This is a genomic window from Pseudomonas sp. GW821-FHT01E05 (assembly GCF_059422425.1).
Window position 1 is genome coordinate 21,206 of sequence record NZ_JBWKWW010000004.1, and the last position, 23,825, is coordinate 45,030.

Annotated in this window: 20 protein-coding genes; 5 read left to right on the top strand and 15 right to left on the bottom strand. The window is 59.8% G+C overall.

Annotation, left to right across the window (positions count from 1 at the left end):
- Nucleotides 1-211: 211 nt before the first annotated feature.
- Nucleotides 212-2,842 carry a phosphoenolpyruvate carboxylase gene (ppc, locus tag AC07W5_RS09345; RefSeq protein ID WP_495023248.1) on the bottom strand — a complete coding sequence of 877 codons (2,631 nt, stop codon included), beginning with the start codon at nucleotides 2,840-2,842 and terminating at the stop codon, nucleotides 212-214.
- Between the two features lie 202 nt (nucleotides 2,843-3,044).
- On the opposite strand from ppc, the gene AC07W5_RS09350 reads away from it, so the two are divergent.
- A complete protein-coding gene (locus AC07W5_RS09350; protein WP_494992662.1) occupies nucleotides 3,045-3,389 on the top strand; it encodes a pilin assembly protein in 345 nt (114 codons plus the stop codon).
- A gap of 354 nt (nucleotides 3,390-3,743) precedes the next feature.
- Entirely contained in the window at nucleotides 3,744-5,006 is a 1,263-nt protein-coding gene (locus tag AC07W5_RS09355; protein WP_494992661.1) for an OprD family porin, read from the top strand.
- A gap of 129 nt (nucleotides 5,007-5,135) precedes the next feature.
- Here the strand turns inward: AC07W5_RS09355 and pcaC are convergent, their stop codons facing one another.
- The 11 genes from pcaC to pcaR all read right to left on the bottom strand — a co-directional run bounded on the left by pcaC (nucleotide 5,136) and on the right by pcaR (nucleotide 16,186).
- Nucleotides 5,136-5,528 (bottom strand): 4-carboxymuconolactone decarboxylase, encoded by a 393-nt coding sequence (pcaC, locus tag AC07W5_RS09360; RefSeq protein ID WP_150803589.1) that lies wholly within the window; start codon nucleotides 5,526-5,528, stop codon nucleotides 5,136-5,138.
- A 10-nt stretch (nucleotides 5,529-5,538) separates the two neighbouring features.
- The gene (gene pcaD / locus AC07W5_RS09365) at nucleotides 5,539-6,339 is read right to left on the bottom strand and encodes a 3-oxoadipate enol-lactonase (protein ID WP_494992660.1); all 801 of its coding nucleotides are present in this window, start codon (nucleotides 6,337-6,339) and stop codon (nucleotides 5,539-5,541) included.
- 11 nt (nucleotides 6,340-6,350) lie between these two features.
- Nucleotides 6,351-7,715, bottom strand: a complete 1,365-nt coding sequence (locus tag AC07W5_RS09370; protein ID WP_494992659.1) for a 3-carboxy-cis,cis-muconate cycloisomerase — start codon at nucleotides 7,713-7,715, stop codon at nucleotides 6,351-6,353.
- A 48-nt stretch (nucleotides 7,716-7,763) separates the two neighbouring features.
- Nucleotides 7,764-9,059: an MFS family transporter gene (locus AC07W5_RS09375; protein ID WP_495023249.1), complete on the bottom strand. Its 1,296-nt coding sequence runs from the start codon at nucleotides 9,057-9,059 to the stop codon at nucleotides 7,764-7,766.
- A 183-nt stretch (nucleotides 9,060-9,242) separates the two neighbouring features.
- Nucleotides 9,243-9,809 (bottom strand): protocatechuate 3,4-dioxygenase subunit alpha, encoded by a 567-nt coding sequence (pcaG, locus tag AC07W5_RS09380; RefSeq protein WP_495023250.1) that lies wholly within the window; start codon nucleotides 9,807-9,809, stop codon nucleotides 9,243-9,245.
- A 1-nt stretch (nucleotide 9,810) separates the two neighbouring features.
- Nucleotides 9,811-10,515, bottom strand: coding sequence for a protocatechuate 3,4-dioxygenase subunit beta (gene pcaH, locus AC07W5_RS09385; protein WP_494992656.1), 705 nt, complete (start codon nucleotides 10,513-10,515; stop codon nucleotides 9,811-9,813).
- A gap of 38 nt (nucleotides 10,516-10,553) precedes the next feature.
- Complete coding sequence (gene pcaF / locus AC07W5_RS09390) at nucleotides 10,554-11,759, bottom strand: 3-oxoadipyl-CoA thiolase (protein WP_495023417.1); 1,206 nt, start codon at nucleotides 11,757-11,759, stop codon at nucleotides 10,554-10,556.
- Nucleotides 11,756-12,538 (bottom strand): CoA-transferase subunit beta, encoded by a 783-nt coding sequence (locus AC07W5_RS09395; protein ID WP_494992776.1) that lies wholly within the window; start codon nucleotides 12,536-12,538, stop codon nucleotides 11,756-11,758. Before AC07W5_RS09395 ends, pcaF begins: the two co-directional genes overlap by 4 nt.
- Nucleotides 12,535-13,392 (bottom strand): CoA transferase subunit A, encoded by an 858-nt coding sequence (locus AC07W5_RS09400; protein WP_494992655.1) that lies wholly within the window; start codon nucleotides 13,390-13,392, stop codon nucleotides 12,535-12,537. The genes AC07W5_RS09395 and AC07W5_RS09400 overlap by 4 nt, the downstream gene beginning before the upstream one ends.
- 297 nt (nucleotides 13,393-13,689) lie before the next feature.
- On the bottom strand, nucleotides 13,690-15,036 hold the full coding sequence (gene pcaK / locus AC07W5_RS09405) for a 4-hydroxybenzoate transporter PcaK (RefSeq protein ID WP_494992654.1): 1,347 nt from the start codon (nucleotides 15,034-15,036) through the stop codon (nucleotides 13,690-13,692).
- 307 nt (nucleotides 15,037-15,343) lie between these two features.
- A complete protein-coding gene (pcaR, locus tag AC07W5_RS09410) occupies nucleotides 15,344-16,186 on the bottom strand; it encodes a pca regulon transcriptional regulator PcaR (protein ID WP_494992653.1) in 843 nt (280 codons plus the stop codon).
- A gap of 720 nt (nucleotides 16,187-16,906) precedes the next feature.
- Here pcaR and AC07W5_RS09415 point away from each other — a divergent pair.
- Nucleotides 16,907-17,107 (top strand): hypothetical protein, encoded by a 201-nt coding sequence (locus AC07W5_RS09415; protein ID WP_494992652.1) that lies wholly within the window; start codon nucleotides 16,907-16,909, stop codon nucleotides 17,105-17,107.
- 377 nt (nucleotides 17,108-17,484) lie between these two features.
- Nucleotides 17,485-18,960, top strand: coding sequence for an inorganic phosphate transporter (locus AC07W5_RS09420; protein ID WP_495023251.1), 1,476 nt, complete (start codon nucleotides 17,485-17,487; stop codon nucleotides 18,958-18,960).
- 577 nt (nucleotides 18,961-19,537) lie between these two features.
- Here the strand turns inward: AC07W5_RS09420 and ccoM are convergent.
- The 3 genes from ccoM to AC07W5_RS09435 all read right to left on the bottom strand — a co-directional run bounded on the left by ccoM (nucleotide 19,538) and on the right by AC07W5_RS09435 (nucleotide 20,534).
- Nucleotides 19,538-19,654 (bottom strand): cytochrome c oxidase subunit CcoM, encoded by a 117-nt coding sequence (gene ccoM / locus AC07W5_RS09425; protein ID WP_494992650.1) that lies wholly within the window; start codon nucleotides 19,652-19,654, stop codon nucleotides 19,538-19,540.
- Nucleotides 19,655-19,797: 143 nt separating this feature from the next.
- Nucleotides 19,798-19,959 (bottom strand): hypothetical protein, encoded by a 162-nt coding sequence (locus AC07W5_RS09430; RefSeq protein ID WP_392886021.1) that lies wholly within the window; start codon nucleotides 19,957-19,959, stop codon nucleotides 19,798-19,800.
- Nucleotides 19,960-20,192: 233 nt separating this feature from the next.
- Nucleotides 20,193-20,534 carry an aspartate-semialdehyde dehydrogenase gene (locus AC07W5_RS09435; RefSeq protein WP_495023252.1) on the bottom strand — a complete coding sequence of 114 codons (342 nt, stop codon included), beginning with the start codon at nucleotides 20,532-20,534 and terminating at the stop codon, nucleotides 20,193-20,195.
- Between the two features lie 220 nt (nucleotides 20,535-20,754).
- Between AC07W5_RS09435 and rapA the strand changes: the two genes are divergently transcribed.
- Nucleotides 20,755-23,601, top strand: a complete 2,847-nt coding sequence (rapA, locus tag AC07W5_RS09440) for an RNA polymerase-associated protein RapA (RefSeq protein ID WP_495023253.1) — start codon at nucleotides 20,755-20,757, stop codon at nucleotides 23,599-23,601.
- The last annotated feature ends 224 nt before the right edge of the window (nucleotides 23,602-23,825 follow it).

Genomic DNA, 23,825 nt, shown 5'->3' on the forward strand with positions numbered 1-23,825 from the left:
CGCCCAAACGGCCAAAGGCTGATCAAGATACACAGCAGGCACGGACCACACAAGCCGCCGAAAGTAGCAACAACCCACGCTCATGTTGCCCTTTCGAGGAGGTGTACCAAGTCGCAACCCAATAACAAACTGTCGCCTGGCAGCAGCGCTCACTCCTCTCGAAGCGAGCGCCAGGGTGACGCGCCAAGTCACTGACACAGCCGAAAAAACCTTAGCCGGTATTGCGCAAACCAGCGGCAATCCCCGCCACAGACACCAGCAACGCCTGCTCCACCGGGCTGCCCTGCACCGCGTCCTGTTGCCGGGAACGCGCCAGCAATTCAGCCTGTAATAGATGCAGTGGGTCCAGGTAAGTGTTGCGCAGACGGATGAACTCAAGGGTCTCAGGGCTATGTGCAAGTAGCTGCGACTGGCCGGTCAAACCCAACACCACGCCACAGGCCTGCGACAATAGGTCGCGTAAATGCGCCCCCAAAGGCAGCAATTGCGGCTCGACCAATCGCTCGTCATAAGAACGGGCGATATCCGCGTCGGCCTTGGCCAGGACCATCTCCAGCATATCGATGCGCGTGCGGAAGAATGGCCACTGCTCACGCATCTGCGCCAGCAGATCGCCTTCACCACGCTCCAGGGCTTTGCTCAAGGCCGCTTCCCAACCCAGCCAGGCAGGAAGCATCAAGCGCGTCTGGGTCCAGCCGAAGATCCACGGGATCGCCCGCAAACTTTCGATCCCCCCCGCGCGACGTTTAGCCGGACGACTGCCCAATGGCAAACGGCCCAACTCCTGTTCCGGTGTCGACTGGCGGAAATACTCGACGAACTGGGGATTGTCCCGCACCACTGCGCGATAGGCACTGACCCCATCTGCCGCCAATTCGTCCATCAACACCCGCCAGGCCGGTTCTGGTGGCGGAGGTGGTAATAAGGTGGCTTCCAGTACCGCAGCCAGGTATAGATTGAGGTTCTGCTCGGCGATGTCTGGCAAACCGAACTTGAAACGAATCATTTCACCTTGCTCGGTGGTGCGGAAACGCCCGGCCACCGACCCCGGCGGTTGCGACAGAATCGCCGCATGGGCCGGGCCACCGCCGCGCCCCACGGTGCCGCCACGACCATGAAACAGCAACAGCTCGACTTGCTGCTCGCGGCAGATGTCCACCAGCCGCTCCTGCGCGCGATATTGCGCCCAGGCCGCCGCCGTAGTGCCGGCATCCTTGGCCGAATCGGAGTAGCCGATCATCACCTCCTGCGGTCCCTGCAACCGCGAGCGGTAGCCCGGCAGGAGCAACAGCTTCTCGATCACCGGGCCGGCGTTATCCAGGTCAGCGAGGGTTTCGAACAACGGCACCACACGCATCGGCCGCAACACTCCGGCCTCTTTGAGCAGCAGTTGTACCGCGAGCACGTCGGACGCGGCGCCTGCCATGGAGATCACATAGGAGCCAAGGGAGGCCGCAGGCGCGGCAGCGATTTCCCGGCAGGTCGCCAGCACCTCGGCCGTCTCGCCCGAGGGTTTGAAATGCGCCGGCAGCAATGGCCGCCGATTGCTCAGTTCACGCATCAAGAAGGCGACGCGCTCCTCCTCGCCCCAGTCGCCATAACGCCCCAGCCCGAGGTAGTCGGTGATTTCGGTCATGGCCGCCGAATGCCGCGAGGAGTCCTGGCGCACGTCCAGACGCACCAGGAACAACCCGAAGGTCACGGCCCGGCGCAAGCAATCGAGCAACGGACCATCGGCTATCACGCCCATGCCGCACTCATGCAGCGACTGATAGCAGAGTTCCAGCGGGTCGAGCAGGTCACGGTTGTTTTGCAAGACGTCGGTGCCCGCCACCGACGCACCGTTCAGGGACGCGTGCGCCCAATTGCGGGTCGCCCGCAGGCGCTCACGCAACTGTTTGAGCACCGCGCGATAAGGTTCTGCACTCTCCCCGGCCCTGGCGCGTAATTCGTCGCTGGCCTGCTGCATCGACAGCTCGGCGGCCAGGTGATCGATATCGCGCAGGTACAGGTCGGCGGCCATCCAGCGCGACAACAGCAGCACCTCGCGGGTGACCGGCGCCGTGACATTCGGGTTGCCGTCACGGTCGCCGCCCATCCACGACGCGAAGCGAATCGGCGCTGCTTCCAGCGGCAAACGCAAGCCCGTGGCAGCATGCAACGCCTGGTCAGCCTTGCGCATGTAGTTGGGGATCGCCTGCCACAGCGAATGCTCGATCACCGCAAAACCCCACTTGGCCTCATCTACCGGGGTCGGTCGGGTGCGGCGGATTTCTTCGGTGTGCCAGGCTTCGGCGATCAACCGCTGCAAGCGCTGATGAATCTGCTCGCGCTCGGCGGTGGTCAGATCGCGGTGATCCTGCGCCGCCAGTTGGGCTGCGATGGCATCGTACTTCTGGATCAGGGTGCGCCGCGCGACTTCGGTCGGATGCGCGGTCAACACCAGTTCGATTTCCAGTCGCCCCAACTGTCGGGCCAGCGACTCGGCGCCATGCCCTTCTGCGCGCAAACGTGCGAGCAACTCTGGCAACACCCTCGACTCGAACGGTGCCGGTTGCGACTCGTCGCGCCGATGGATCAACTGATACTGCTCGGCAATGTTGGCCAGGTTCAGAAACTGATTGAACGCGCGCGCCACCGGCAGCAACTCGTCCTCGCTCAACTGGTTCAGGCTGGCGCTCAGTTCGGCGTCCGCCGAGCCACGGCGATCCGCCTTGGCCCCCTTGCGAATTTGCTCGATCTTGTCGAGAAACCCCTCCCCGTACTGTTCACGGATAGTGTTGCCCAACAGCTCACCCAACAGGTGAACATCTTCGCGCAAGCGCGCATCAATATCGGTCATCTACGTGTTCTCCAGCAGACTCGGGGCGGCTCGGAAGGCTCAAGAGTGCCGCTCGCGCCACGTTCTTACAAGCCTGCGACGAATCGACTTCAAACATTGCGCGATAGAGCTAGTCTGAATGTATGCCGTACAACGGCTGATCACCGGCCCTCGCCGGTCACTCATCACTGCCTGCCACGAGCAGGTGATCATAGAGGTCGCTATGAAAATCCGTGAGCTCGCCCAACATTGGGAAGAAAATGCCAAAGGTCGCTTGACCAAGACCGGCTACACGATCCGTCTGGACGTAGAAGCCGCCGCACGCCTGGCGGCGATTACCGAGATGTACCCCAAACGGCAACCCGAAGAACTGCTCGGTGAACTGATCGGCGCCGCGCTGGAAGAACTCGAAGCGAGCTTTCCCTACGTCAAAGGCTCGCATGTAGTCGCCACCGACGAAGAAGGTGATCCGCTCTACGAAGACATCGGCCCTACCCCCCGTTTCCTCGCGTTATCAAAGCGCCATTTGCACGATTTGTCCGCGCGGACAGACAAGCAAAAACACTGATTACGCCGCCCCTTCCCCGTCGAGAAAGTCGGTACTTCTGAACCCGTTCCGGGGGAACAACAAAAAATCCGGACACCCATGAGGATTCCGGATTTTTATGCCTTGGCGCCCATTTTTCTTCCGTTCGATTATCGCCCAAAACCCGCCACAGCCAATTGAATCGCTCTAACCATCCAACGCACCATTCCCCCGCACCTACAAAAACCAATAACAACAGGTTTGACACCATGACCCTGCGCCCTGCCCGCTCTGGCTGATCCACCCCACCCGTTCCTTCAGTTCGACACTTTTGTCTGCTACCCGACGTTGCGGCAGCGCCCTGCTTCACCCCTAACAATTAGAGAGCCCGATCACATGAAGCCATTCACCTCCCTCCCAGCCACTCCTCACGCTCTGCTGGCCATAGCGCTGGCGAGCGCGGCATTGCCGGTCATGGCCGAGGAATCCGGCTTTCTCGAAGACGCCAAGGTCAACCTGAACCTGCGCAATTTCTACATCAATCGCAACTTCACCAACCCGACCAAGACTCAGGGCATGGCCCAAGAGTGGACTCAGAGCTTCATCCTCGATGCCAAGTCCGGGTTCACCCGGGGCACCGTCGGTTTCGGCATGGACGTGCTCGGCCTGTACTCGCTGAAACTCGACGGCGGCCGCGGCACCGGCGGTACGCAGTTGCTGCCGCTCGATCACGATGGCCGCCCGGCCGATGACTTTGGCCGCCTGGGCGTGGCCTTCAAGGCGAAGCTTTCCCAGACCGAACTGAAAGTCGGCGAATGGATGCCGGTCTTGCCGATCCTGCGTTCGGACGATGGTCGTTCGTTGCCCCAGACGTTCCGTGGTGGTCAGATCACCTCGAAGGAAATCGACGGCCTGACCCTCTACGGCGGCCAGTTCCGCGCCAACAGTCCGCGTGACGACAGCAGCATGAGCAACATGTCGATGACCGGCAAAGCGGCATTCACTTCCGACCGCTTCAACTTTGAGGGCGCCGAATACGCCTTCAATGAAAAACGCACCCAGATCGGTCTGTGGAACGCCGAACTCAAGGACATTTACAGCCAGCAATACCTCAACCTGGTGCACACTCAGCCCTTGGGCGACTGGACCCTGGGGGCCAACCTGGGCTTCTTCTATGGCAAGGAGGACGGCAGCGCCCGGGCCGGCGATCTGGACAACAAGACCTGGTCCGGACTGTTCTCGGCCAAGTACGGCGGCAACACCTTCTATGTCGGCCTGCAGAAAGTCACCGGCGACAACGCCTGGATGCGGGTCAACGGCACCAGCGGCGGCACCCTGGCCAACGACAGCTACAACTCAAGCTACGACAACGCCAAGGAAAAGTCCTGGCAGCTGCGCCACGACTACAACTTCGCCGCCCTCGGCGTGCCCGGCCTGACCCTGATGAACCGCTACATCAGCGGCGACAATGTGCATACCGGGACCATCACCGATGGCAAGGAATGGGGTCGCGAGACCGAACTGGGCTATACCGTGCAAAGTGGAGCCCTGAAAAGCCTTAACCTCAAATGGCGCAACTCGACCATCCGTCGCGACTTCAGTAACAACGAGTTCGACGAGAACCGAGTGATCGTCAGCTACCCGATCAGTCTGCTGTAAGACCCAAAACGCTATCGCGGGCAAGCCTCGCTCCTACAGGGATTCGTTCACACAGGCGTGTGTCGATGCCGATCATGTAGGAGCGAGGCTCGCCCGCGATAGCGATTTACCGCTCAATCAAATCCCGGGCTATTCCCGCGATTCAACCCCCAACTCATCCCACACCGATTCAGCCAGATGAAAAGTCGCGTTGGCGGCTGGAATGCCGCAATAGATAGCGCTCTGCATCAGCACTTCCTTGATCTCGGCGCGGGTCACGCCGTTGCTCGCGGCGGCGCGTAGATGCAGCTTGAGTTCTTCATTGCGATTCATACCGATCAGCATCGCGATGGTGATCAGACTGCGGGTATGCCGAGGCAGGCCCGGGCGGGTCCAGATATCACCCCAGGCATGGCGGGTGATCATTTCCTGAAACTCCGAGTTGAACTCTGTCAGCGCATTCAGGCTACGGTCGACATGGGCATCGCCGAGGACCGCGCGACGCACTTGCAGGCCTTCGTCATAACGTTGTTTCTCGTCCACGAGCAGCTCCTCAGATACGCTTTTCGGCCAATAGAAAGGCCAATACCCGGTCACTGAACGCAGCGCCAGCCTGGACGTTGGACAGGTGCGCGGCATAGAACTCGGCGTATTCGGCAGCCTGCACCTGCTCTTGAATAAAGTGCCCGCCCGACGGCGGCGTAACCGCATCTTCAGTGCCGCAAATCACCAGCGTCGGTACCTTGATCGACGACAACTGCTCGCGGAAATCGGCATCCCGCACCGCCGCGCAGTTGGCTGCATAGCCTTGCGGTGAAGTGGCGGCGAGCATGTCGGTGATCTGTTTGGCCTGCTGCGCATTAGCCTCAGCGAAGTCAGGAGTGAACCAGCGGGCAATCGAGGCATCGCGCAAAGCAACCATCGCCGCCGGGCCGTCGCGCAGCACGGTTTCGATCCGTGGGTTCCACACCGAAGGATCACCGATTTTCGCTGCGGTGTTGCACACCACCAGTTTGCGCAGACGCTCACCGGCATTGATCCCCAGCCACTGGCCAATCAGCCCGCCCATGGACAAACCACAGAAATGCGCACGCTCGATATGCAACGCATCCAGCAGCGCCAACACATCATGGCCCAATAGTTCGATGCTGTAAGGCCCTGGCGTGACCAGCGAACGACCGTGGCCGCGGGTGTCGAAACGCAGCACCCGGAAATGCTCGGCAAAGGCCGGGATCTGGATGTCCCACATGTGCAGATCGGTGCCCAGCGAGTTGGACAGCACCAGCACCGGCGCATCTTCCGGGCCATCGAGTTGGTAGTTCAGTTCGCCATCGGCGAGTTGTACGAATCCCACAGCAGTCTCCTTCAGGCACTCAAAGCAAAATGTTCAGCCACCGCTCGCTCGACCCAGGTACGGGCCTGACCGAGGTAATGGGCAGGGTCCAGCAGACGATCAAGTTCATCGGCCGAGAGCTCAGCGGTCACTTGCGGCTCATCGCCGAGCACCGCGCGCAAATGACGCTGCTCGGCTACCGCCCGCTTGCAGCATTGTTCAAGCAGATGGTGAGCCTTATCGCGGCCCACACGCTGGGCGAGGACGATACTCACCGCTTCGGCCAGCACCAGGCCCTGAGTCAGGTCGAGGTTTTTCGCCATTCGCCTGGCATCGACCTCCAACCCTTCGGCCACCAGCAAGGCTTGCTGCAAGGCACCGGATACCAGGCAGCAAATTTCCGGCAGGGTTTCCCATTCGGCATGCCACAGCCCCAGGCTGCGCTCATGTTCCTGGGGCATTGCGCTGAACAGCGTCGCCAGTAAACCCGGCACGCGAGTCGCGGCACCGATCAGCACCGCAGCCCCCACCGGATTGCGTTTGTGCGGCATGGTCGATGAACCGCCCTTGCCCGGCGCCGCCGGTTCGAACACTTCGCCAGCCTCGGTCTGCATCAACAGACTGATATCGCGACCGAGCTTGCCCAAACTGCCAGCGATCAGCCCCAGCACCGCCCCGAACTCCACCAGACGATCGCGCTGGGTGTGCCAAGGCTGTTCCGGTAGCGTCAGCTGCAGCTCTTGCGCAAGCGCCTCGGCAATCGGCATGGCCTGCTCACCCAAGGCCGCGAGGGTCCCGGAAGCACCGCCGAATTGCAGCACCAGCAGGCGCGGCTTGAGTTCCTGCAATCGTTGCCGGCTACGGGTCACGGCCCCCAGCCAACCGGCGATTTTCATGCCCAGGGTCACCGGCGTCGCGTGTTGCAGCCAAGTGCGCCCAGCCAGCGGTGTGGCCACATAACGTTCGGCCTGGGCCACCAGGATTTCGCCGAGTAGCGCCAATTCGCGGTCAATCAGCTGCAAGCCGCTGCGCAGTTGCAACACTAAACCGGTGTCCATCACGTCCTGACTGGTGGCACCCAAATGCACATAACGCTCAGCATCGGCGTCATGGGCGGCGATCTGTTTTCCCAATGCCTTGACCAGCGGGATCGCCGAATTCCCCGCGGTGGCAATCGCCTCTCCCAGTGCGAAGAAGTCGTAATGTTCAGCGCGGCACGCCGCTTCAATCGGCGCGACAGCGGACTGAGGAATCAGTCCAACCCGCGCCTCGGCCCGGGCCAATGCGGCTTCGAAATCGAGCATGGCCTGAACCCGGCCTTGATCGCAGAACACTTCACGCATATCGCGGGCAGTGAAATAGGCATCGAACAATTGATTGCTCGGTCGTTCACTCATAGACAATCCCTTCGAGGCGTGCCCCCGAAACGGGCACACGCAGACAGATCAAAGATCGTGATGCAAATAAGCCGCCTGTTTCGGCAGGCGCAAACTGAACAGGAAGGCCACCGCCATCATCAACGTGACATACCAGTAGAAGGTGTTTTCCATGCCCATGGTTTTCAACCCCAGGGCAACGTATTCCGCCGAGCCACCGAAAATCGCGTTCGCCACTGCATACGCCAGCCCTACTCCCAACGCCCGAACCTGGGTCGGGAACATTTCGGCTTTAACCAATCCGCTGATGGAGGTGTAGAAACTCACAATCGACAACGCCAGGGTGATCAGCACAAAGGCCAGGAACGGGTTGGTGACAGTCTTCAGGGTCAACAGAATCGGCACGGTGAACAGCGTGCCCAGCGCGCCGAACCAGAGCATCGAGTTACGCCGGCCGATTTTATCGGCGAGCATGCCGAAAAACGGCTGCATGCACATATAAAGGAAGAGCGCGCCGGTCATGATGTAACTGGCCGTCTTGACTTGCATACCGGCGGTGTTGACCAGGTACTTCTGCATATAGGTCGTGAAGGTGTAGAAAATCAGCGAGCCACCGGCGGTGTAACCGAGCACTGTAATAAAAGCCGCTGTGTGATTGCGGAACAACGCGGCGATGCTGCCAGCGTCCTTGTCTTCGCGTATTTCCTTGCTGGTGGTCTCTTTCAACGAGCGACGCAGGAATAGAGAAATCAGCGCCGCAATCGCACCGATCACGAACGGAATCCGCCAGCCGTAGGCGCGCAGTTCGTCTTCGTTGAGGATCTGCTGCAGGATCACCAGCACCGAGACCGCCAACAGTTGTCCGCCGATCAAGGTCACATACTGAAATGACGCGAAGAAGCCGCGCTGTCCCTTGAGCGCGACTTCACTCATATAGGTCGCGGTGGTGCCGTATTCACCGCCCACCGACAACCCCTGAAACAACCGAGCCACCAGCAGCAACGCTGGCGCCCAGGCGCCGATCGAGTGATAAGTCGGCAGAAAAGCGATGACCAATGAACCGGCACACATCATCAGCACCGAGATCATCAGGGAATTCTTGCGCCCGTGCTTGTCAGCCACTCGACCGAACAGCCAGCCACCGATAGGACGCATCAGGAACCCGGCGGCAAACACGCCAGCGGTATTGAGCAACTGCACCGTGGGGTCGTCAGACGGGAAAAATGCCGGAGCGAAATAGATCGCGCAAAAAGCGTAGACATAGAAGTCGAACCATTCGACCAGGTTACCGGAAGAGGCACCGATGATCGCAAAGATCCTTTTGTTGCGTTCTTCGCCCGTGTAGTAGCTAGTCATTGTTGTCATGGTTTTTCACTCTTTGGGGACAGTGTGAGTCTAGACATACTTTGCAACAGCCCCATTCCGTATTGGCTGAGAGATCGTTCCCACGCTCGCGCGTGGGAATGCATTCCCGTGACGCTCTGCGTTACAAGAGCGGACGCAGAGCGTCCATGGCGGCATTCCCACGCAGAGCGTGGGAACGATCACTCAGTAATCGAAAAACACCGTCTCGGCATCCGTCCCCTGCAGGATCACGTTCCACTGATAAGTGCCTGACGCATCCGCCTTGGCCAGCAGCGTACGGCGACGCTCTGCCGGGACACATTCGAGCAGCGGGTCGGCTGCGTTGGCCGGTTCGCCGTCGAAGTAGATGCGCGTCAGCAAGTGTTTGACCAGCCCGCGAGCGAACACCAGCACCACCAGATGCGGCGCCTGGGTCGTGCCATTGAGGCCCGGTACCGTGCCTGGTTTGATGGTGGTGAAACGGAAGCGCCCTTCGGCATCCACCGGCACCCGGCCAAAACCTCCGAAATTCGGGTCCAGGGCTTTGTCCTGATCGTCTTCGACATGGTCGTACTTGCCGGCAGCGTTGGCTTGCCAGACTTCCAGCATCGCGTCATTGACGAAGTCGCCATTGCCATCGACGACCTGCCCGGTGATCGCCACGCGCTCGCCCAATGTCTCGGGCGTCGTCATGTCCTCACGGTTCAGCCAGGTCAGACCGATGTGGTAGTACGGGCCGACGGTGTGTGAAGTGGTCGCATTGAGCGTCATCTTATTTCTCCATCGGCGTGGCTTCGCGGCCGCGCAAAACGATGTCCCAGCGATAACCGAGGGCATAGGAAGGGATGGTTTTTTCCAGGTCGAAGCTGGCGATCAAGCGCTCTTTGGCGCGGGTATCGGGTACGCAGTTGTAGATCGGGTCATAGGCCAGCAGCGGATCGCCGGGGAAATACATCTGGGTCACCAGGCGGGTGAGGATGCTCGGGCCGAACAGCGAAAAATGGATATGCGCCGGGCGCCACGCGTTGTGGTGGTTGCCCCAAGGGTAGGCGCCAGGCTTGATGGTCTGGAACTGGTACCAGCCATCCGCGTCGGTGACGGTGCGTCCGGTGCCGGTGAAGTTCGGGTCCAGCGGTGCATCGTGCAGATCGCGCTCATGGTTGTAGCGACCGGCGGCATTGGCCTGCCAGATTTCCAGCAAGATCCCTGGCACCGGCAGGCCATCTTCATCCAGTACGCGGCCGTGAATGATGATCCGCTCACCCAGTGGCTCGCCCTGGTGCTGGGCGGTGAGGTCGTTATCCTGGTCTTGCAGGTAATCAGCACCGATAGTCGGGCCGGTGATTTCCGACAACGAATGAGGCAAAAACACCAACGGTTTGGACGGCGAGCGACTGTTGGTGGATTTGTAAGCCGGGTGCAGATACTCCGGCTGGGTGCCCGCTTGGGGGCGACGGTAACCAGGCTTGTCAGTCATCGATCATTCCTCTTTTCTTGTAAGTCAGCAGCGACCTGTCAAACGCGCTCGATCGCCAAGGCCAGACCCTGCCCCACGCCGACACACATGGTCGCCAGGCCTTTTTTGCCGCCAGTCTTTTCCAGATGATGCAAAGCGGTCAGCACCAATCGCGCACCGGTCATGCCCAACGGATGGCCCAAAGCGATAGCACCGCCGTTCGGGTTGACCTGCGCAGCGTCATCGGCCAGACCCAGTTCACGCAACACCGCCAAACCCTGGCTGGCGAAGGCTTCATTGAGCTCGATCACGTCAAAATCGCTGACGGCCAGACCCAGGCGCTCGGTCAATTTGCGCACCGCCGGCACCGGGCCGATGCCCATTACCCGTGGTGCGACACCGGCACTGGCCATGCCCAACACCCGGGCCCGAGCAGTCAGGCCATGTTTCTTCACGGCTTCCGCCGAGGCCAGAATCAATGCCGCCGCACCGTCATTGACGCCCGAAGCGTTGCCCGCGGTGACGGTTTTATCCGGACCGTTCACCGGTTTGAGTTTGCTCAGGGTTTCCAGCGAGGTGTCGGCACGTGGGTGCTCGTCCTGCTCGACCACAGTCTCGCCCTTCTTGTGGGCAATACGCACCGGGACGATTTCTTCAGCGAAGAATCCGGCGGCTTGTGCCGCCGCGGTACGTTGCTGACTGCGCAGGGCGAAGGCGTCCTGATCGGCGCGGGAAACCCGGTAATCATCGGCGACATTGTCGCCGGTCTGCGGCATCGCATCGACGCCGTATTGGGCCTTCATCAACGGGTTGATAAAGCGCCAGCCGATGGTGGTGTCCTCCAGCTTCATGTTGCGCGAGAAGGCCGCATCAGCCTTGCCCATGACGAACGGTGCGCGGGACATTGACTCGACGCCACCGGCAATCGCCAACTCCATCTCGCCACTGGCAATCGCCCGAAAGGCCGTACCGATGGCGTCCATGCCCGAAGCGCAGAGACGGTTGAGCGTCACGCCCGGAATACTCTCCGGCAAACCGGCCAACAGCAAGGCCATGCGCGCGACGTTGCGGTTGTCTTCGCCAGCCTGGTTGGCGCAGCCGAGAAACACTTCGTCCACCGCGCTCCAGTCCACCGAGGGGTTGCGTTCCATCAACGCCTTGATCGGCACGGCGGCCAGGTCGTCAGCGCGCACGGCCGACAGACCACCACCGAAACGGCCGATGGGGGTACGGATCGCGTCACAGATAAAGACTTCGCGCATCAGGCTTCTCCCGGTGCTTGGCCGTGGGCGGCTGCGGTACGCGCTTCAAGATCGCGCAAGGCGGTCAGCTCGACCTCGGTCGGTTCGGCGGTGTGTTCAACCTGATCGGCGAAGCGAATGGCCCAACCGGTAGCCGCGATCACCTGCTCACGGGTCACGCCAGGGTGCAGTGCGGTGACCACGAATTCGTGGCTGACAGCTTCCGGTTCCATGATGCACAGGTCGGTAATGATCCCCACCGGCCCGGCGCCCGGCAAGCCGAGGCGTTTGCGCGAATCGCCGCCTTCGCCATGGCCGACCGAGGTAATGAAGTCGAGTTTGTCGACAAACGAACGGGCCGATTGCTTGAGGATGATCAGCACGCTTTTCGCGGAACCGGCGATTTCTGGCGCACCGCCAGCACCGGGCAGGCGGACTTTTGGCTGGTGATAGTCGCCCACCACGGTGGTGTTGATGTTGCCGAAGCGGTCAACCTGCGCGGCACCGAGAAAGCCAACGTCGATGCGCCCACCCTGCAACCAATAGCGAAAAATCTCACCGGTCGGCACGACGGTATCAGCGGTTTCCGCCAGCTCGCCATCACCGATGGACAGCGGCAGTACAGTGGGTTTAGCGCCAATCGGGCCAGACTCGTAGATCAGCACCACGTCCGGCGAGGAGGTCAACCGCGCCAGGTTGGCTGCTTTGGAAGGCAGACCGATGCCGACGAAGCACACAGAGCCGTTCTTCAAACGGCGGGCGGCGGCGACGGTCATCATTTCATTGGTGGTGTAAGCCATTATTTAGCCTCCGAAGCGCGGGCCAGTTTGGCCTGGAATTCGCTGAAGTCAGCGCTGCCATGGATGTATTCGTTGATCCAGGCGGTGAAGGTTTCACGGTCGCGGGCAATCGGGTCCCAAGCCTGGTAGAAACGGTTGTCACGCTCGCTGTAACCGTGGGCGTAGGACGGATGTGCGCCGCCTGGCACGTGGCACACAGCGCTCAGGGCCCAAGTCGGCAAGACACAGGCATTCATCGGTGCCTTCAGGTCGTCGACGATTTCTTCGACGGTGACGATGCAGCGTTTGGCCGCCAGTGCCGCTTCTTTCTGCACGCCGAGGATGCCCCAGAGCAGGACGTTGCCTTTACGGTCGGCTTTCTGGGCATGGATCACCGTGATGTCCGGGCGCACCGAAGGCACCGCCGCCAGCACTTCTCCGGTGAACGGGCAGGTCACGCTTTTAATCAGCGGGTTGACCTTCGGCAAGTCGGAACCGGCGTAGGCCCGTAATACCGCGAACGGCAGGCCGGAGGCGCCAGCAACGTAGGCATTGGCAAGGTCGGCGTGACTGTGTTCTTCGATTTCCAGCGCATGCGGCCACTGCTTCTCGACCGCGTCACGCAACCGATGCAGAGAACCGACGCCCGGGTTACCACCCCAGGAGAAAATCAGCTTGCGAGCACAACCGGCCCCAATCAACTGGTCGTAGATCAGGTCAGGCGTCATCCGCACCAGGGTCAGGTCTTTCTTGCCCTGGCGAATGATTTCATGACCTGCCGCCGTTGGAATCAGGTGAGTGAAGCCTTCGAGCGCGACGGTATCGCCGTCGTTGACGAATTGCTTCACCGCTTCGTGCAGCGAAAGGATTTCAGCCATGGGGGTGGACTCCCGAATTCAGTAAACCGACGTGGAAGAAAAGGCGCGATGAGCAGCGCCGGAGTGACTGAAGATTAAGCCTCTAAAAAACGCCAAACAATCCGATAATCGACTAAGCGTTCGATAATCGAACATATTGTTGCCTAGCTATCGGTTACGCGTTTGATCAGATTGATCGTTCCCACGCTCTGCGTGGGAATGCATCCCGTGACGCTCTGCGTCACATAACGGCGGACGCAGAGCGTCCATGGCGACATTCCCACGCAGAGCGTGGGAACGATCTGAAAAACCCTGCAGTCAGGTCGCATCTGCATGACTGACCATGCCCTTGATCACCACCGCCGTCGTCGCCAACGCCGCCGGAATCACCAGTGCGGTCAGCACTTGTTCGAAGTTCCAGCCCAGGCCCAACAGCGTCGCGCCCATCCAGGCACCGAGAATTGCGCCAAAACGACCGATACCGAGCATCCACGACACACCGGTCGCCCGACCCTGGGTCGGATAGAAGCGCGCTGCCAGCGACGGCATCGCCGATTGGGCACCGTTGACGCACATGCCGGCGACCAGCACCAGGGTCGCCAACAGTGCGATGTTGCCCAGGCTCTGCCCAACAGCGTAGGCAAAGACCCCGGCCAACAAGTAGAAAATGCCGATGACTTTGTGCGGGTTGAAGCGGTCCATCGCCCAGCCCACGACAACCGCGCTGAGCACTCCGCCGAACTGGAACAACGCACCGATGAACGCGGCCTGCTCCATACTCGCGCCGCTGTCACGCATCAGCGTCGGTAGCCAACTGGTCAACAGATAGACAATGACCAGCCCCATGAAATAGGTCAGCCATAAGAGCAAGGTTCCAGTGCTGTAGGTACCGGAAAAAATCACCGCGAACACATTGCGGGCTTTCACGGTTTTCTGTTCTGGCACGCTGAAGCTGGCGGCCTGAGCGACGGTGGCCGGATCGATTGGCGCCAGCGCGTTGCGGACTTTGTCGGTACCGCGATTACGCACCACCAGATACCGCGCTGACTCCGGCAGCCAGAGCAACAGGACCACGGTCAGAATTAACGGCAAAATCCCGCCGAGCATCAGCAGGCTGTGCCAGCCGAACGCCGGAATCAGTTTCGCCGAAATGAAACCGCCACCGGCCATGCCCAGGTTGAACCCGCAAAACATGCTGGTGACCAACAGCGACTTGTGCCGCTCGGGGGTGTATTCGGACAGTAGCGTGGTGGCATTCGGCATACCCGCGCCCAATCCCAACCCGGTCAAAAAGCGCAGTATCAACAGTTGGTCAACATTGCTGCTGTAGGCCGATGCGAGACTGAACACGCCGAACAACAGCACCGCCCCCACCAGAACGACTTTGCGACCAAAGCGGTCGGCCAGCGGGCCGGAGCCCAGAGCGCCGAAGACCATGCCGATCAGTGCAGCGCTCATCACCGGGCCGAGGCTGGCGCGATCGATCCCCCAATCCTGCGACAGCGCTGGCGCAATGAAGCCCATGGCCGCGGTGTCCAGGCCATCGAGAAAGACAATCAGAAAACACAGGATCACCACCCGCCACTGGTAGCGAGACAGCGGTTGGGTATTGATAAAGGACTGCACATCAAGGCAGTTCCCTACAGCAGACTGAGGCTGATTCATTATTTTTATTCCACACAGGATGCGCAGGCGAACAGATGCCGACAACGGTCAGCGATTTCACAAATGGAGCAATACCGGAGTCAGGCGACCCGGGCTCGAAGGCAGAACCGGTGCAGGCAACGGCAGGCGGAGAAAGTGCTCATGGCGGGGGTGGCCTCTTCATTATTATTGGGTCGTCGCCCGGCTGATGGCAGATGACCAACAACGCCGGATGACGCTGCCGCGACATTAATGAAGCAAGGGAAACAGCGTCAATTCGCCAAACCCGTATCTGTTCGGTAAACGCACAGATACGGACCTGTAGAACCTAGGCAAACAACTGCGCGCTCAGATCGCGACTGGCGCTCAGCAGGCCAGGCAGAAAACGCTGTTCGAGCTCATTGCGGCTCACGCGTCCGGCGTGGGTGCTGACGTTCAACGCGGCAAGTACTTGCCCGGAAGCGTCGTACACCGGTACGGCGATGGAACGCAGGCCCTGCTCGAGCTCCTGATCGACGATGCACCAGCCTTGCTGACGGACCTGTTGCAGGCATTCGAACAGCGCTTCGGGGGTGTGCAAGGTGCGACTGGTCTTGGCTTGCAACTCGGCATGATCGAGATAGTCGTGGAGCGAAGCGTCGTCCAGCGCTGCCAGCAGGATCCGTCCCATGGAGGTACAGTAGGCCGGCAGACGTCCGCCCACCGACAGATCAACGGAGATGAGTCGTTGAGTCGTCGCCGAGCGGGCGATATACAAAATATCATCGCCCTCCAGCGTGGCCATGTTGCAGGCCTCATGAAGCTGCTCGCTCATGCGGTCCAGATAAGGCTGGGCCGAAACCGCCAGCGGCGTCGAGGACAGGTAGGCGTGGCCCAGGGTCAGCACCTTGGGCAACAGCGAATAGGTGCGCCCATCGGTGGTCGCATAACCGAGCTTGATCAAGGTATGCAGACAACGGCGCACCGCCGCCCGGGGAATTTCCGTGCGATGGCTGATCTGGGCAATGGTCAGATGGCGTTTGCGCTCCTGGAAGGCCTGCACCACAGCCAGACCACGCGCCAGTGAGGTCATGAAATCCGGGTCGCCGGTAAATGCCTGGATCCGCTTGGCCGGTGAGGCAACGATTGGCGGGGCCACTGAAGCGAAAGAATTGCGCAATTGATCGTTCATTTCAGGTCCTTTTCACCTGGATCGGCTTCTATTACAGGCTGCTGCGCAGTGCATATACAAGCTACGGGCAGTCAACGTTGGGCGATTATCGAACCATCAATCGATAATCGCAATTGCACCCTATCGCCGAAGCGACGGATTTCTTCTCAGGCACAGTCATGCCGGGAACCGCTGATTTACAGGAGCTCACACTTTCTGGATGAGCCGGCATCCCCCCTGGAAGCCAGCTTCTTGCCCCCCCCTTACAACTTGTACGTTTTGTTGTCGTCAGAAAACAGAAAGCAACACTGCGCCAGCAAAGAGTCCACTTGCCGATAAAACTTCCCAGTAACAAAACCATCATACAAAGTTGACGGTTTTTAACTTCTTGGCGATAGTGTTATTCAGATCGACCGTTATAATGCATCCTGTGTGGCGCGCGGTTTCTCTACGCCATCGGATTCAATCATCAGGCTACGCACGGTCCCATGGCGTATCCTGTAGCAACCGCCTGGCGGCTCATTCAAATATCAGCCGCGGCGCTTGCAAAAAAAAAAAAAGAAAACTGTTTCACGGCAGCTGTTCTTCTCTGGTGCCGTGGCCGCATGCAACAAGGACGCTGTTTAGCGGATCGCTGCCAAAGCCGAGACCTTTATTGGCCGGATCTGTGACACGATTTGATAAACATCAACGTTGTATTGCGTATCACCAGAATTTATCTCAACTCGATTAGGTAACAATGTGACGAAAGACGAACTGCGCGCGGAACTTGAGCGCCAGGAACAACGTTACAAGGATGTTTACGGCGGGGAGGTCACCACCTACGCCGCCCAGCCTGAACCAGAACGCAAGCCATGGCGTAAACGCGCCAGCATTCTCGACCAGGCGTTTACTCAAGAACTGCAGAAAATGGAAAAGGAACTCAAAGCCGAAGAGCGATGACCGCTCAGGCTTGAATCCTTCAGGGCTGGTCACGTCCCTGCCAGATAAAAGCTGGCCGGATCGTCGCCCCTATACTGCTCGCTACAAGCAAGCGGTTGCCACCTCAACCCAACCGGATGAGGCAAATGGCTCATGGCTAGCCCTCCAGCTGAAATTTCATATAACTTTTTCGGCTTCTCACTGACTCAAGAAAACCTCCAGCCATTCGATCATCGCCAACAAAATCAATGGCTTGCCTAGCCCTGCAAAAACCACGGTTTTAGGGTCCTCCTACACACTAATTCGTTGAAGAATGTTACCGATGAGCAGCTAGTGCATTGATTACCAGTGTTTTCTGGCATAATCGCGCCCCCTTACGACCGGGTCAGAAAACCTTCATGATCGATTTATTCAGCGGACTGGATGCTTGGGTGCTTGTGAGCCTCTTGCTCGCCCTGGCCTTTGTCCTCGCCTTCGAGTTCATCAACGGCTTTCATGACACCGCTAACGCGGTGGCCACTGTCATCTACACCAAAGCCATGCCGCCCCATCTGGCAGTATTCTTTTCCGGTGTGTTCAACTTCTTCGGTGTATTGCTGGGCGGGGTCGGCGTGGCCTATGCAATCGTCCACTTACTGCCGGTGGAGCTGTTGATCAATGTGAACACCGGCCACGGGCTGGCGATGGTGTTCTCGTTGCTCGCCGCCGCCATTACCTGGAACCTGGGCACCTGGTACTTCGGTATCCCGGCCTCCAGCTCGCATACCCTGATCGGTTCGATCCTCGGTGTGGGCGTGGCAAACGCACTGCTCAACGATATCCCGCTGGCGGATGGCGTGAACTGGCAGAAAGCGATTGATATCGGCTCATCGCTAGTGTTTTCGCCCGTAGCCGGCTTCATCGTGGCCGGCCTGGTGCTGGTAGGTCTGAAATGGTGGCGTCCGCTGTCAAAGATGCACAAGACCCCGGAGCAACGCCGCCAGATCGATGACAAGAAGCATCCGCCGTTCTGGAACCGTCTGGTACTGGTCGTTTCCGCGATGGCTGTAAGTTTTGTGCACGGCTCCAACGATGGTCAAAAAGGCATAGGCCTGATCATGCTGGTGCTGATCGGCATCGTTCCGAGCCAGTTCGTTCTCGATCTGGGCAGCACCACTTACCAGATCGAACGCACCCGTGACGCGACTTTGCACCTGAGCCAGTTCTATCAGCGCAACAGCGATTCTCTGGGGGAATTCCTGGCGCTGGGCAAAAGCGTTAAAGACGACTTGCCGGGGGAATTCCGCTGCAACCCGCAACAGACCGAACCGACCATTTCCGCCCTCCTGAGCACTCTCAAAGGTGTCGCTGACTATCACTCGCTGCCGGCCGAAAGCCGCATCGAAGTACGCCGCTACCTGCTTTGCCTGGACGATACGGCGAAGAAAGTCGGCAAGTTGCCGAGCCTCGATGCCCGTGAAAAAGCCGACCTGGACAAACTGCGTAAAGACCTGACCGCCACCACCGAGTACGCACCTTTCTGGGTGATTCTCGCGGTTGCACTGGCCTTGGGCCTGGGCACCATGATCGGCTGGAAACGTGTGGTGCTGACCATTGGTGAGAAGATCGGCAAGCAAGGCATGACCTATGCCCAGGGCATGTCGGCGCAAATCACCACTGCCTGCGCCATCGGCATGGCCAACATCTTCGCCTTGCCAGTGTCGACTACCCATGTGCTGTCCTCAGGGGTTGCCGGGACCATGGTCGCCAACAAGAGCGGTCTGCAAAGCGGAATGGTGAAGACCATCCTGCTGGCCTGGGTCCTGACCCTGCCTGCGACGGTGGCCCTGTCGGCCGGTTTGTTCTGGCTGGCCTCGAAAGTCCTCGGCAGCTGAATTTCAACCTGCTGCAAAAAAGGTGCGATCCATTTGGGTCGCACCTTTTTTTATGCCGATGGGAATGTGTTCAGCCCTGAAAAATCGCAGCCTGCGGCAGCTCCTACAGGGGAGCGCGTGCATTTGAGATCAGGCCGGCCGGCAGGCCGCCTCGCTTTTGATCTTGATGCACCGCCCCCTCGAGAGGCCGAGAGGAGGTTCTGCGCAGTGGGCAACCCGGCATGGATGCCGGGTTAGCCGCCCCCGGCCATGGATGGCCGATGGCGGCGGACCCACGGAGCAGGACCGGAGCGAGGGTATGCCGAGCCTAGGCGAGGCACCGAACGAAAGGGGCAAGAGCGCTTTGGTTACTTTGGACTGGGCCGGCACTCCGGATTTTCCAAAGTGACCCGCCGTAAGGGCGGAACCCTAAGTGGCTGTTACCGCAGAAATGGATATGTACACCAGCAAGAGCCAGACCGGCTGTCAGGCCGCCGCGAGCAAGCTCGGCTCCTACATTGATCGGTGTATCGCGCACAAAAAAAAAGGGCGACCGAAGTCGCCCAAAATGCCTTGCGTGCTCGTGTACCGGAAAGACTTAAGGCTTTTTGCGCTTATGTGCGTCTTTCCAGATGAAAAATCCAAAACCGGCAAAAAACAGAACCATGAGGCCGACTGTCGACACTCCGGCGATCACTACATTGTCGAAAAACATGACTGGCCTCCTGCACTTGCCCTGTTGCGATGGGGCTAAGTTAACCAATCGGGCGCAGGAGAAAATTGACCGGGATCAATAGCGCCCGAAACAGGGCGTAAAGGAGGGAAATAAATGACCTGCATCAATGGATGCTGGGTGTTTCAACGCTTCTTCGGTTTGTTTTTTGGCTTTTTCTTGGGTTTTCCCAACGGCATGGCCTGCTCGAATGCCTGGCGCACTTCGTTCAGACGCTTTTCATTGAGGTCATGCACGCGTTTGGCACGTTCGGAGTTCAGGTCTATCAGCTTGTCGTCTTGGCTCATGGCGTTGATTGCATCGTCTGGCTGTCGGTCGAATTCAGGCGCAGCAGTGACGCAATAACCGCACTGCACGCCGGGGTCTGCCAATAATGCGGTGTGATGCGGGCGCTGACCAGTCGAGAGATTGACATGAGCTCAATAATAGATGTGTCGACAAGATGTTTTCGACCCGCGCCTGCGATATCAGGCAGGCGAGCGGGATGATCAATGGCAGATTGCTCTGCAAGCGCAACAGGTCAAACCTCGACATCCACCCACAAACCCTGACGCGGTTGTTCGTCCATCAACGGCACTACAGGGACGGTGTTGTCCGCATTCAGTTCATTGCCAGGCACCGCCAAGTGCTCGTCAGAATCTTCTTCGGCTTCACGGCGGCGCTTGTTTCGCTCTTGCTGGCGCCGCTGTTCTTCGCGCAACAACACAGCTGAATGCTCGGCATCGCGCTTCGGCAGGTCGATGGTGCTTTCACTGGAGCTCGGTTCCACCGGCACGACAGGCGCAATATCCGGTCTGGGCCGGACAGGATCCTGTTGAGAGGTGATCGGCACGGCACTCAAGGGGAGCATCGGTGGCAGCATAATTAATAGTCTCCTGTCAGCAGGCTGTCGGCCGCCGGGGTAACGACTTGAGCCATCGGTCGCAAACTTGTGACCCGGTCGTCGCCACTCATGCCCTGCATCTCGGCGAATGCCTTAATGCGCTACCTTCCACGCTTATTAGTTTTTATGAGAGTCCTTTGGCTCTGAAGGCGTCGATCCGTTAAGATAGTCGGCTTTTTCAAGGCGGGAGTCAGGCAGCATGGCGCAGCAGTATCAACCGGGGCAACGCTGGATTAGTGACAGCGAAGCCGAGCTAGGTTTAGGCACCGTTCTGGCACAGGACGGTCGCTTGCTGACCGTGCTCTATCCGGCCACTGGCGACACTCGTCAGTATGCGCTTCGGAATGCGCCCCTCACTCGCGTGAGGTTCTCGCCGGGTGACATGATCACTCACTTCGAAGGCTGGAAAATGACCGTGCGCGAAGTCGACGACCTCGACGGCCTGCTGGTCTACCACGGGCTCAACGCGCAGAACGAAGTGGTTACCCTGCCGGAAACCCAACTGTCGAACTTCATCCAGTTCCGCCTGGCCAGCGACCGGCTGTTCGCCGGGCAAATCGACCCGCTGGCGTGGTTCTCCCTGCGTTACCACACCCTCGAACACACCAGTCGCCAGCTGCAATCGTCGCTCTGGGGCCTGGGTGGCGTGCGTGCGCAACCGATCGCGCACCAGCTGCACATCGCCCGTGAAGTCGCTGACCGTATCGCGCCGCGGGTTCTGCTGGCCGACGAAGTAGGCCTGGGCAAGACCATCGAAGCCGGTCTGGTGATCCATCGTCAACTGCTCTCGGGCCGCGCCAATCGTGTGCTGATCCTGGTTCCGGAAAACCTTCAGCACCAGTGGCTGGTGGAAATGCGACGCCGCTTCAACCTGCAGGTTGCGCTGTTCGATGCTGAACGCTTTATCGAAAGCGATGCTGCCAACCCGTTCGAAGACACTCAACTGGCGCTGGTGGCGCTGGAGTGGCTGGTTGACGACGAGAAGGCTCAGGACGCGCTGTTCGCTGCCGGCTGGGACCTGATGGTAGTCGACGAAGCCCACCATCTGGTCTGGCACGAAGACCAGGTCAGCCCGGAGTACGCACTGGTCGAGCAACTGGCTGAAGTCATTCCCGGCATTTTGCTGCTCACCGCAACCCCGGAGCAGCTGGGTCAGGACAGCCACTTTGCTCGTCTGCGCCTGCTCGATCCGAACCGCTTCCATGACCTGAACGCGTTCCGCGCCGAAAGCGATAACTATCGCCCGGTGGCCGAAGCCGTTCAGGAGCTGCTGGATCATGGCCGTTTGTCCCCGGCCGCGCACAAAACCATTCAAGGATTCCTCGGCGACGAAGGTGAAGCCCTGCTCGCTGCCGTCAACGATGGAGACGCTGAAGCCAGCGCCCGTCTGGTCCGTGAGCTGCTGGACCGCCACGGCACCGGCCGCGTACTGTTTCGCAATACCCGCGCCGCCGTACAGGGCTTCCCGGAGCGCAAGCTGCATCCATACCCGCTACCGTGCCCGGACGAATACCTCGAGCTGCCGCTGGGCGAACACGCCGAGCTGTACCCGGAAGTCAGCTTCCAGGCCCAGCCGGACGCCAACGAAGAAGAGCGCTGGTGGCGCTTCGACCCGCGGGTCGAATGGCTGATCGACACGTTGAAGATGCTCAAGCGCACCAAAGTACTGGTGATTTGCGCCCATGCCGAAACCGCAATGGACCTGGAAGACGCCCTGCGCGTGCGCTCCGGCATTCCGGCCACGGTCTTCCACGAAGGCATGAATATCCTGGAGCGTGACCGCGCTGCGGCCTACTTCGCCGATGAAGAGTTCGGCGCTCAGGTACTGATCTGTTCGGAAATAGGCAGTGAAGGCCGCAACTTCCAGTTCTCCCATCATTTGGTTCTGTTCGATCTGCCGTCGCACCCGGACCTGCTGGAACAGCGGATCGGCCGTCTGGACCGGATCGGCCAGAAACACGTCATCGAGCTGCACGTGCCATACCTGGAAACCAGTCCGCAAGAGCGCTTGTTCCAGTGGTACCACGAAGCGCTGAATGCCTTCCTCAATACCTGCCCGACCGGCAACGCCCTGCAGCATCAGTTCGGCCCGCGCCTGCTGCCGCTGCTCGAAAGCGCCGATGACGGCGAATGGCAAGTCCTGATCGACGAAGCGCGCGCAGCCCGTGAGCATCTGGAAAGCGAGCTGCACACCGGTCGCGACCGTTTGCTGGAGCTCAACTCCGGTGGCGCCGGCGAAGGTGATGCGCTGGTCGAGGCGATCTTCGAACAGGACGATCAGTTCGCCCTGCCGATCTACATGGAAACCCTGTTCGACGCCTTTGGCATCGACAGCGAAGACCATTCGGAAAACGCCCTGATCCTCAAACCAAGCGAAAAAATGCTCGACGCCAGCTTCCCGCTGGGCGACGACGAAGGCGTGACCATCACCTACGACCGCAACCAGGCGCTGTCTCGCGAAGACATGCAGTTCATTACCTGGGAACACCCGATGGTGCAAGGTGGCATGGACCTGGTGCTGTCCGGTTCGATGGGCAACACCGCTGTCGCGCTGATCAAGAACAAGGCGCTCAAACCAGGCACCGTGTTGCTGGAACTGCTCTACGTCAGCGAAGTGGTTGCTCCACGCTCGCTGCAACTGGGTCGTTACCTGCCCCCGGCCGCCCTGCGCTGCCTGCTCGATACCAATGGCAATGACTTGTCGACCCGGGTTTCCTTCGAGACCTTGAACGACCAGTTGGAAAGCGTGCCACGAGCCAGCGCCAACAAGTTTGTCCAGGCCCAGCGCGATCAGCTGACGCCAAGGATCAACGCTGGCGAAGAGAAGATCACGCCTCGCCACGCCGAACGGGTTGCTGAAGCGCAACGTCGTCTGGCTGCCGATACCGACGAAGAACTGGCGCGTCTGACCGCGTTGCAAGCGGTCAACCCGACTGTGCGCGACAGCGAGCTGGTCGCCCTGCGCCGGCAACGCGAGCAAGGCCTGGCCATGCTCGACAAAGCGGCATTGCGTCTGGAAGCGATTCGGGTGTTGGTGGCGGGCTAATTAGCCCTCTTCTCCCCCGAAAAAACAGGCTCGCGTAATGCGGGCCTTTTTATTACCAGTAAAAAACCGTCCGTAGATCGTTCCCACGCTCTGCGTGGGAATGCATCTCGTGACGCTCTGCGTCACCCCCAAAGCGGACGCAGAGCGTCCATGGCGGCATTCCCACGCAGGAGCGTGGGAACGATCTAAGACACCAGCCAAAGAAAGGTCGGGATCGCCAGCAC

Excerpts from the sequence above, each read along its gene's own strand:
- AC07W5_RS09375 (WP_495023249.1), bottom strand. The coding sequence starts at position 9,059 with ATGACAACAATGACTAGCTACTACACGGGCGAAGAACGCAACAAAAGG.
- AC07W5_RS09355 (WP_494992661.1), top strand. The coding sequence starts at position 3,744 with ATGAAGCCATTCACCTCCCTCCCAGCCACTCCTCACGCTCTGCTGGCC.
- pcaR (WP_494992653.1), bottom strand. The coding sequence starts at position 16,186 with ATGAACGATCAATTGCGCAATTCTTTCGCTTCAGTGGCCCCGCCAATC.
- ccoM (WP_494992650.1), bottom strand. The coding sequence starts at position 19,654 with ATGTTTTTCGACAATGTAGTGATCGCCGGAGTGTCGACAGTCGGCCTC.
- pcaK (WP_494992654.1), bottom strand. The coding sequence starts at position 15,036 with ATGAATCAGCCTCAGTCTGCTGTAGGGAACTGCCTTGATGTGCAGTCC.
- pcaG (WP_495023250.1), bottom strand. The coding sequence starts at position 9,809 with ATGACGCTCAATGCGACCACTTCACACACCGTCGGCCCGTACTACCAC.
- pcaH (WP_494992656.1), bottom strand. The coding sequence starts at position 10,515 with ATGACTGACAAGCCTGGTTACCGTCGCCCCCAAGCGGGCACCCAGCCG.
- ppc (WP_495023248.1), bottom strand. The coding sequence starts at position 2,842 with ATGACCGATATTGATGCGCGCTTGCGCGAAGATGTTCACCTGTTGGGT.
- AC07W5_RS09400 (WP_494992655.1), bottom strand. The coding sequence starts at position 13,392 with ATGGCTGAAATCCTTTCGCTGCACGAAGCGGTGAAGCAATTCGTCAAC.
- AC07W5_RS09435 (WP_495023252.1), bottom strand. The coding sequence starts at position 20,534 with ATGCTGCCACCGATGCTCCCCTTGAGTGCCGTGCCGATCACCTCTCAA.
- rapA (WP_495023253.1), top strand. The coding sequence starts at position 20,755 with ATGGCGCAGCAGTATCAACCGGGGCAACGCTGGATTAGTGACAGCGAA.
- AC07W5_RS09420 (WP_495023251.1), top strand. The coding sequence starts at position 17,485 with ATGATCGATTTATTCAGCGGACTGGATGCTTGGGTGCTTGTGAGCCTC.
- AC07W5_RS09430 (WP_392886021.1), bottom strand. The coding sequence starts at position 19,959 with ATGAGCCAAGACGACAAGCTGATAGACCTGAACTCCGAACGTGCCAAA.
- AC07W5_RS09350 (WP_494992662.1), top strand. The coding sequence starts at position 3,045 with ATGAAAATCCGTGAGCTCGCCCAACATTGGGAAGAAAATGCCAAAGGT.
- AC07W5_RS09370 (WP_494992659.1), bottom strand. The coding sequence starts at position 7,715 with ATGAGTGAACGACCGAGCAATCAATTGTTCGATGCCTATTTCACTGCC.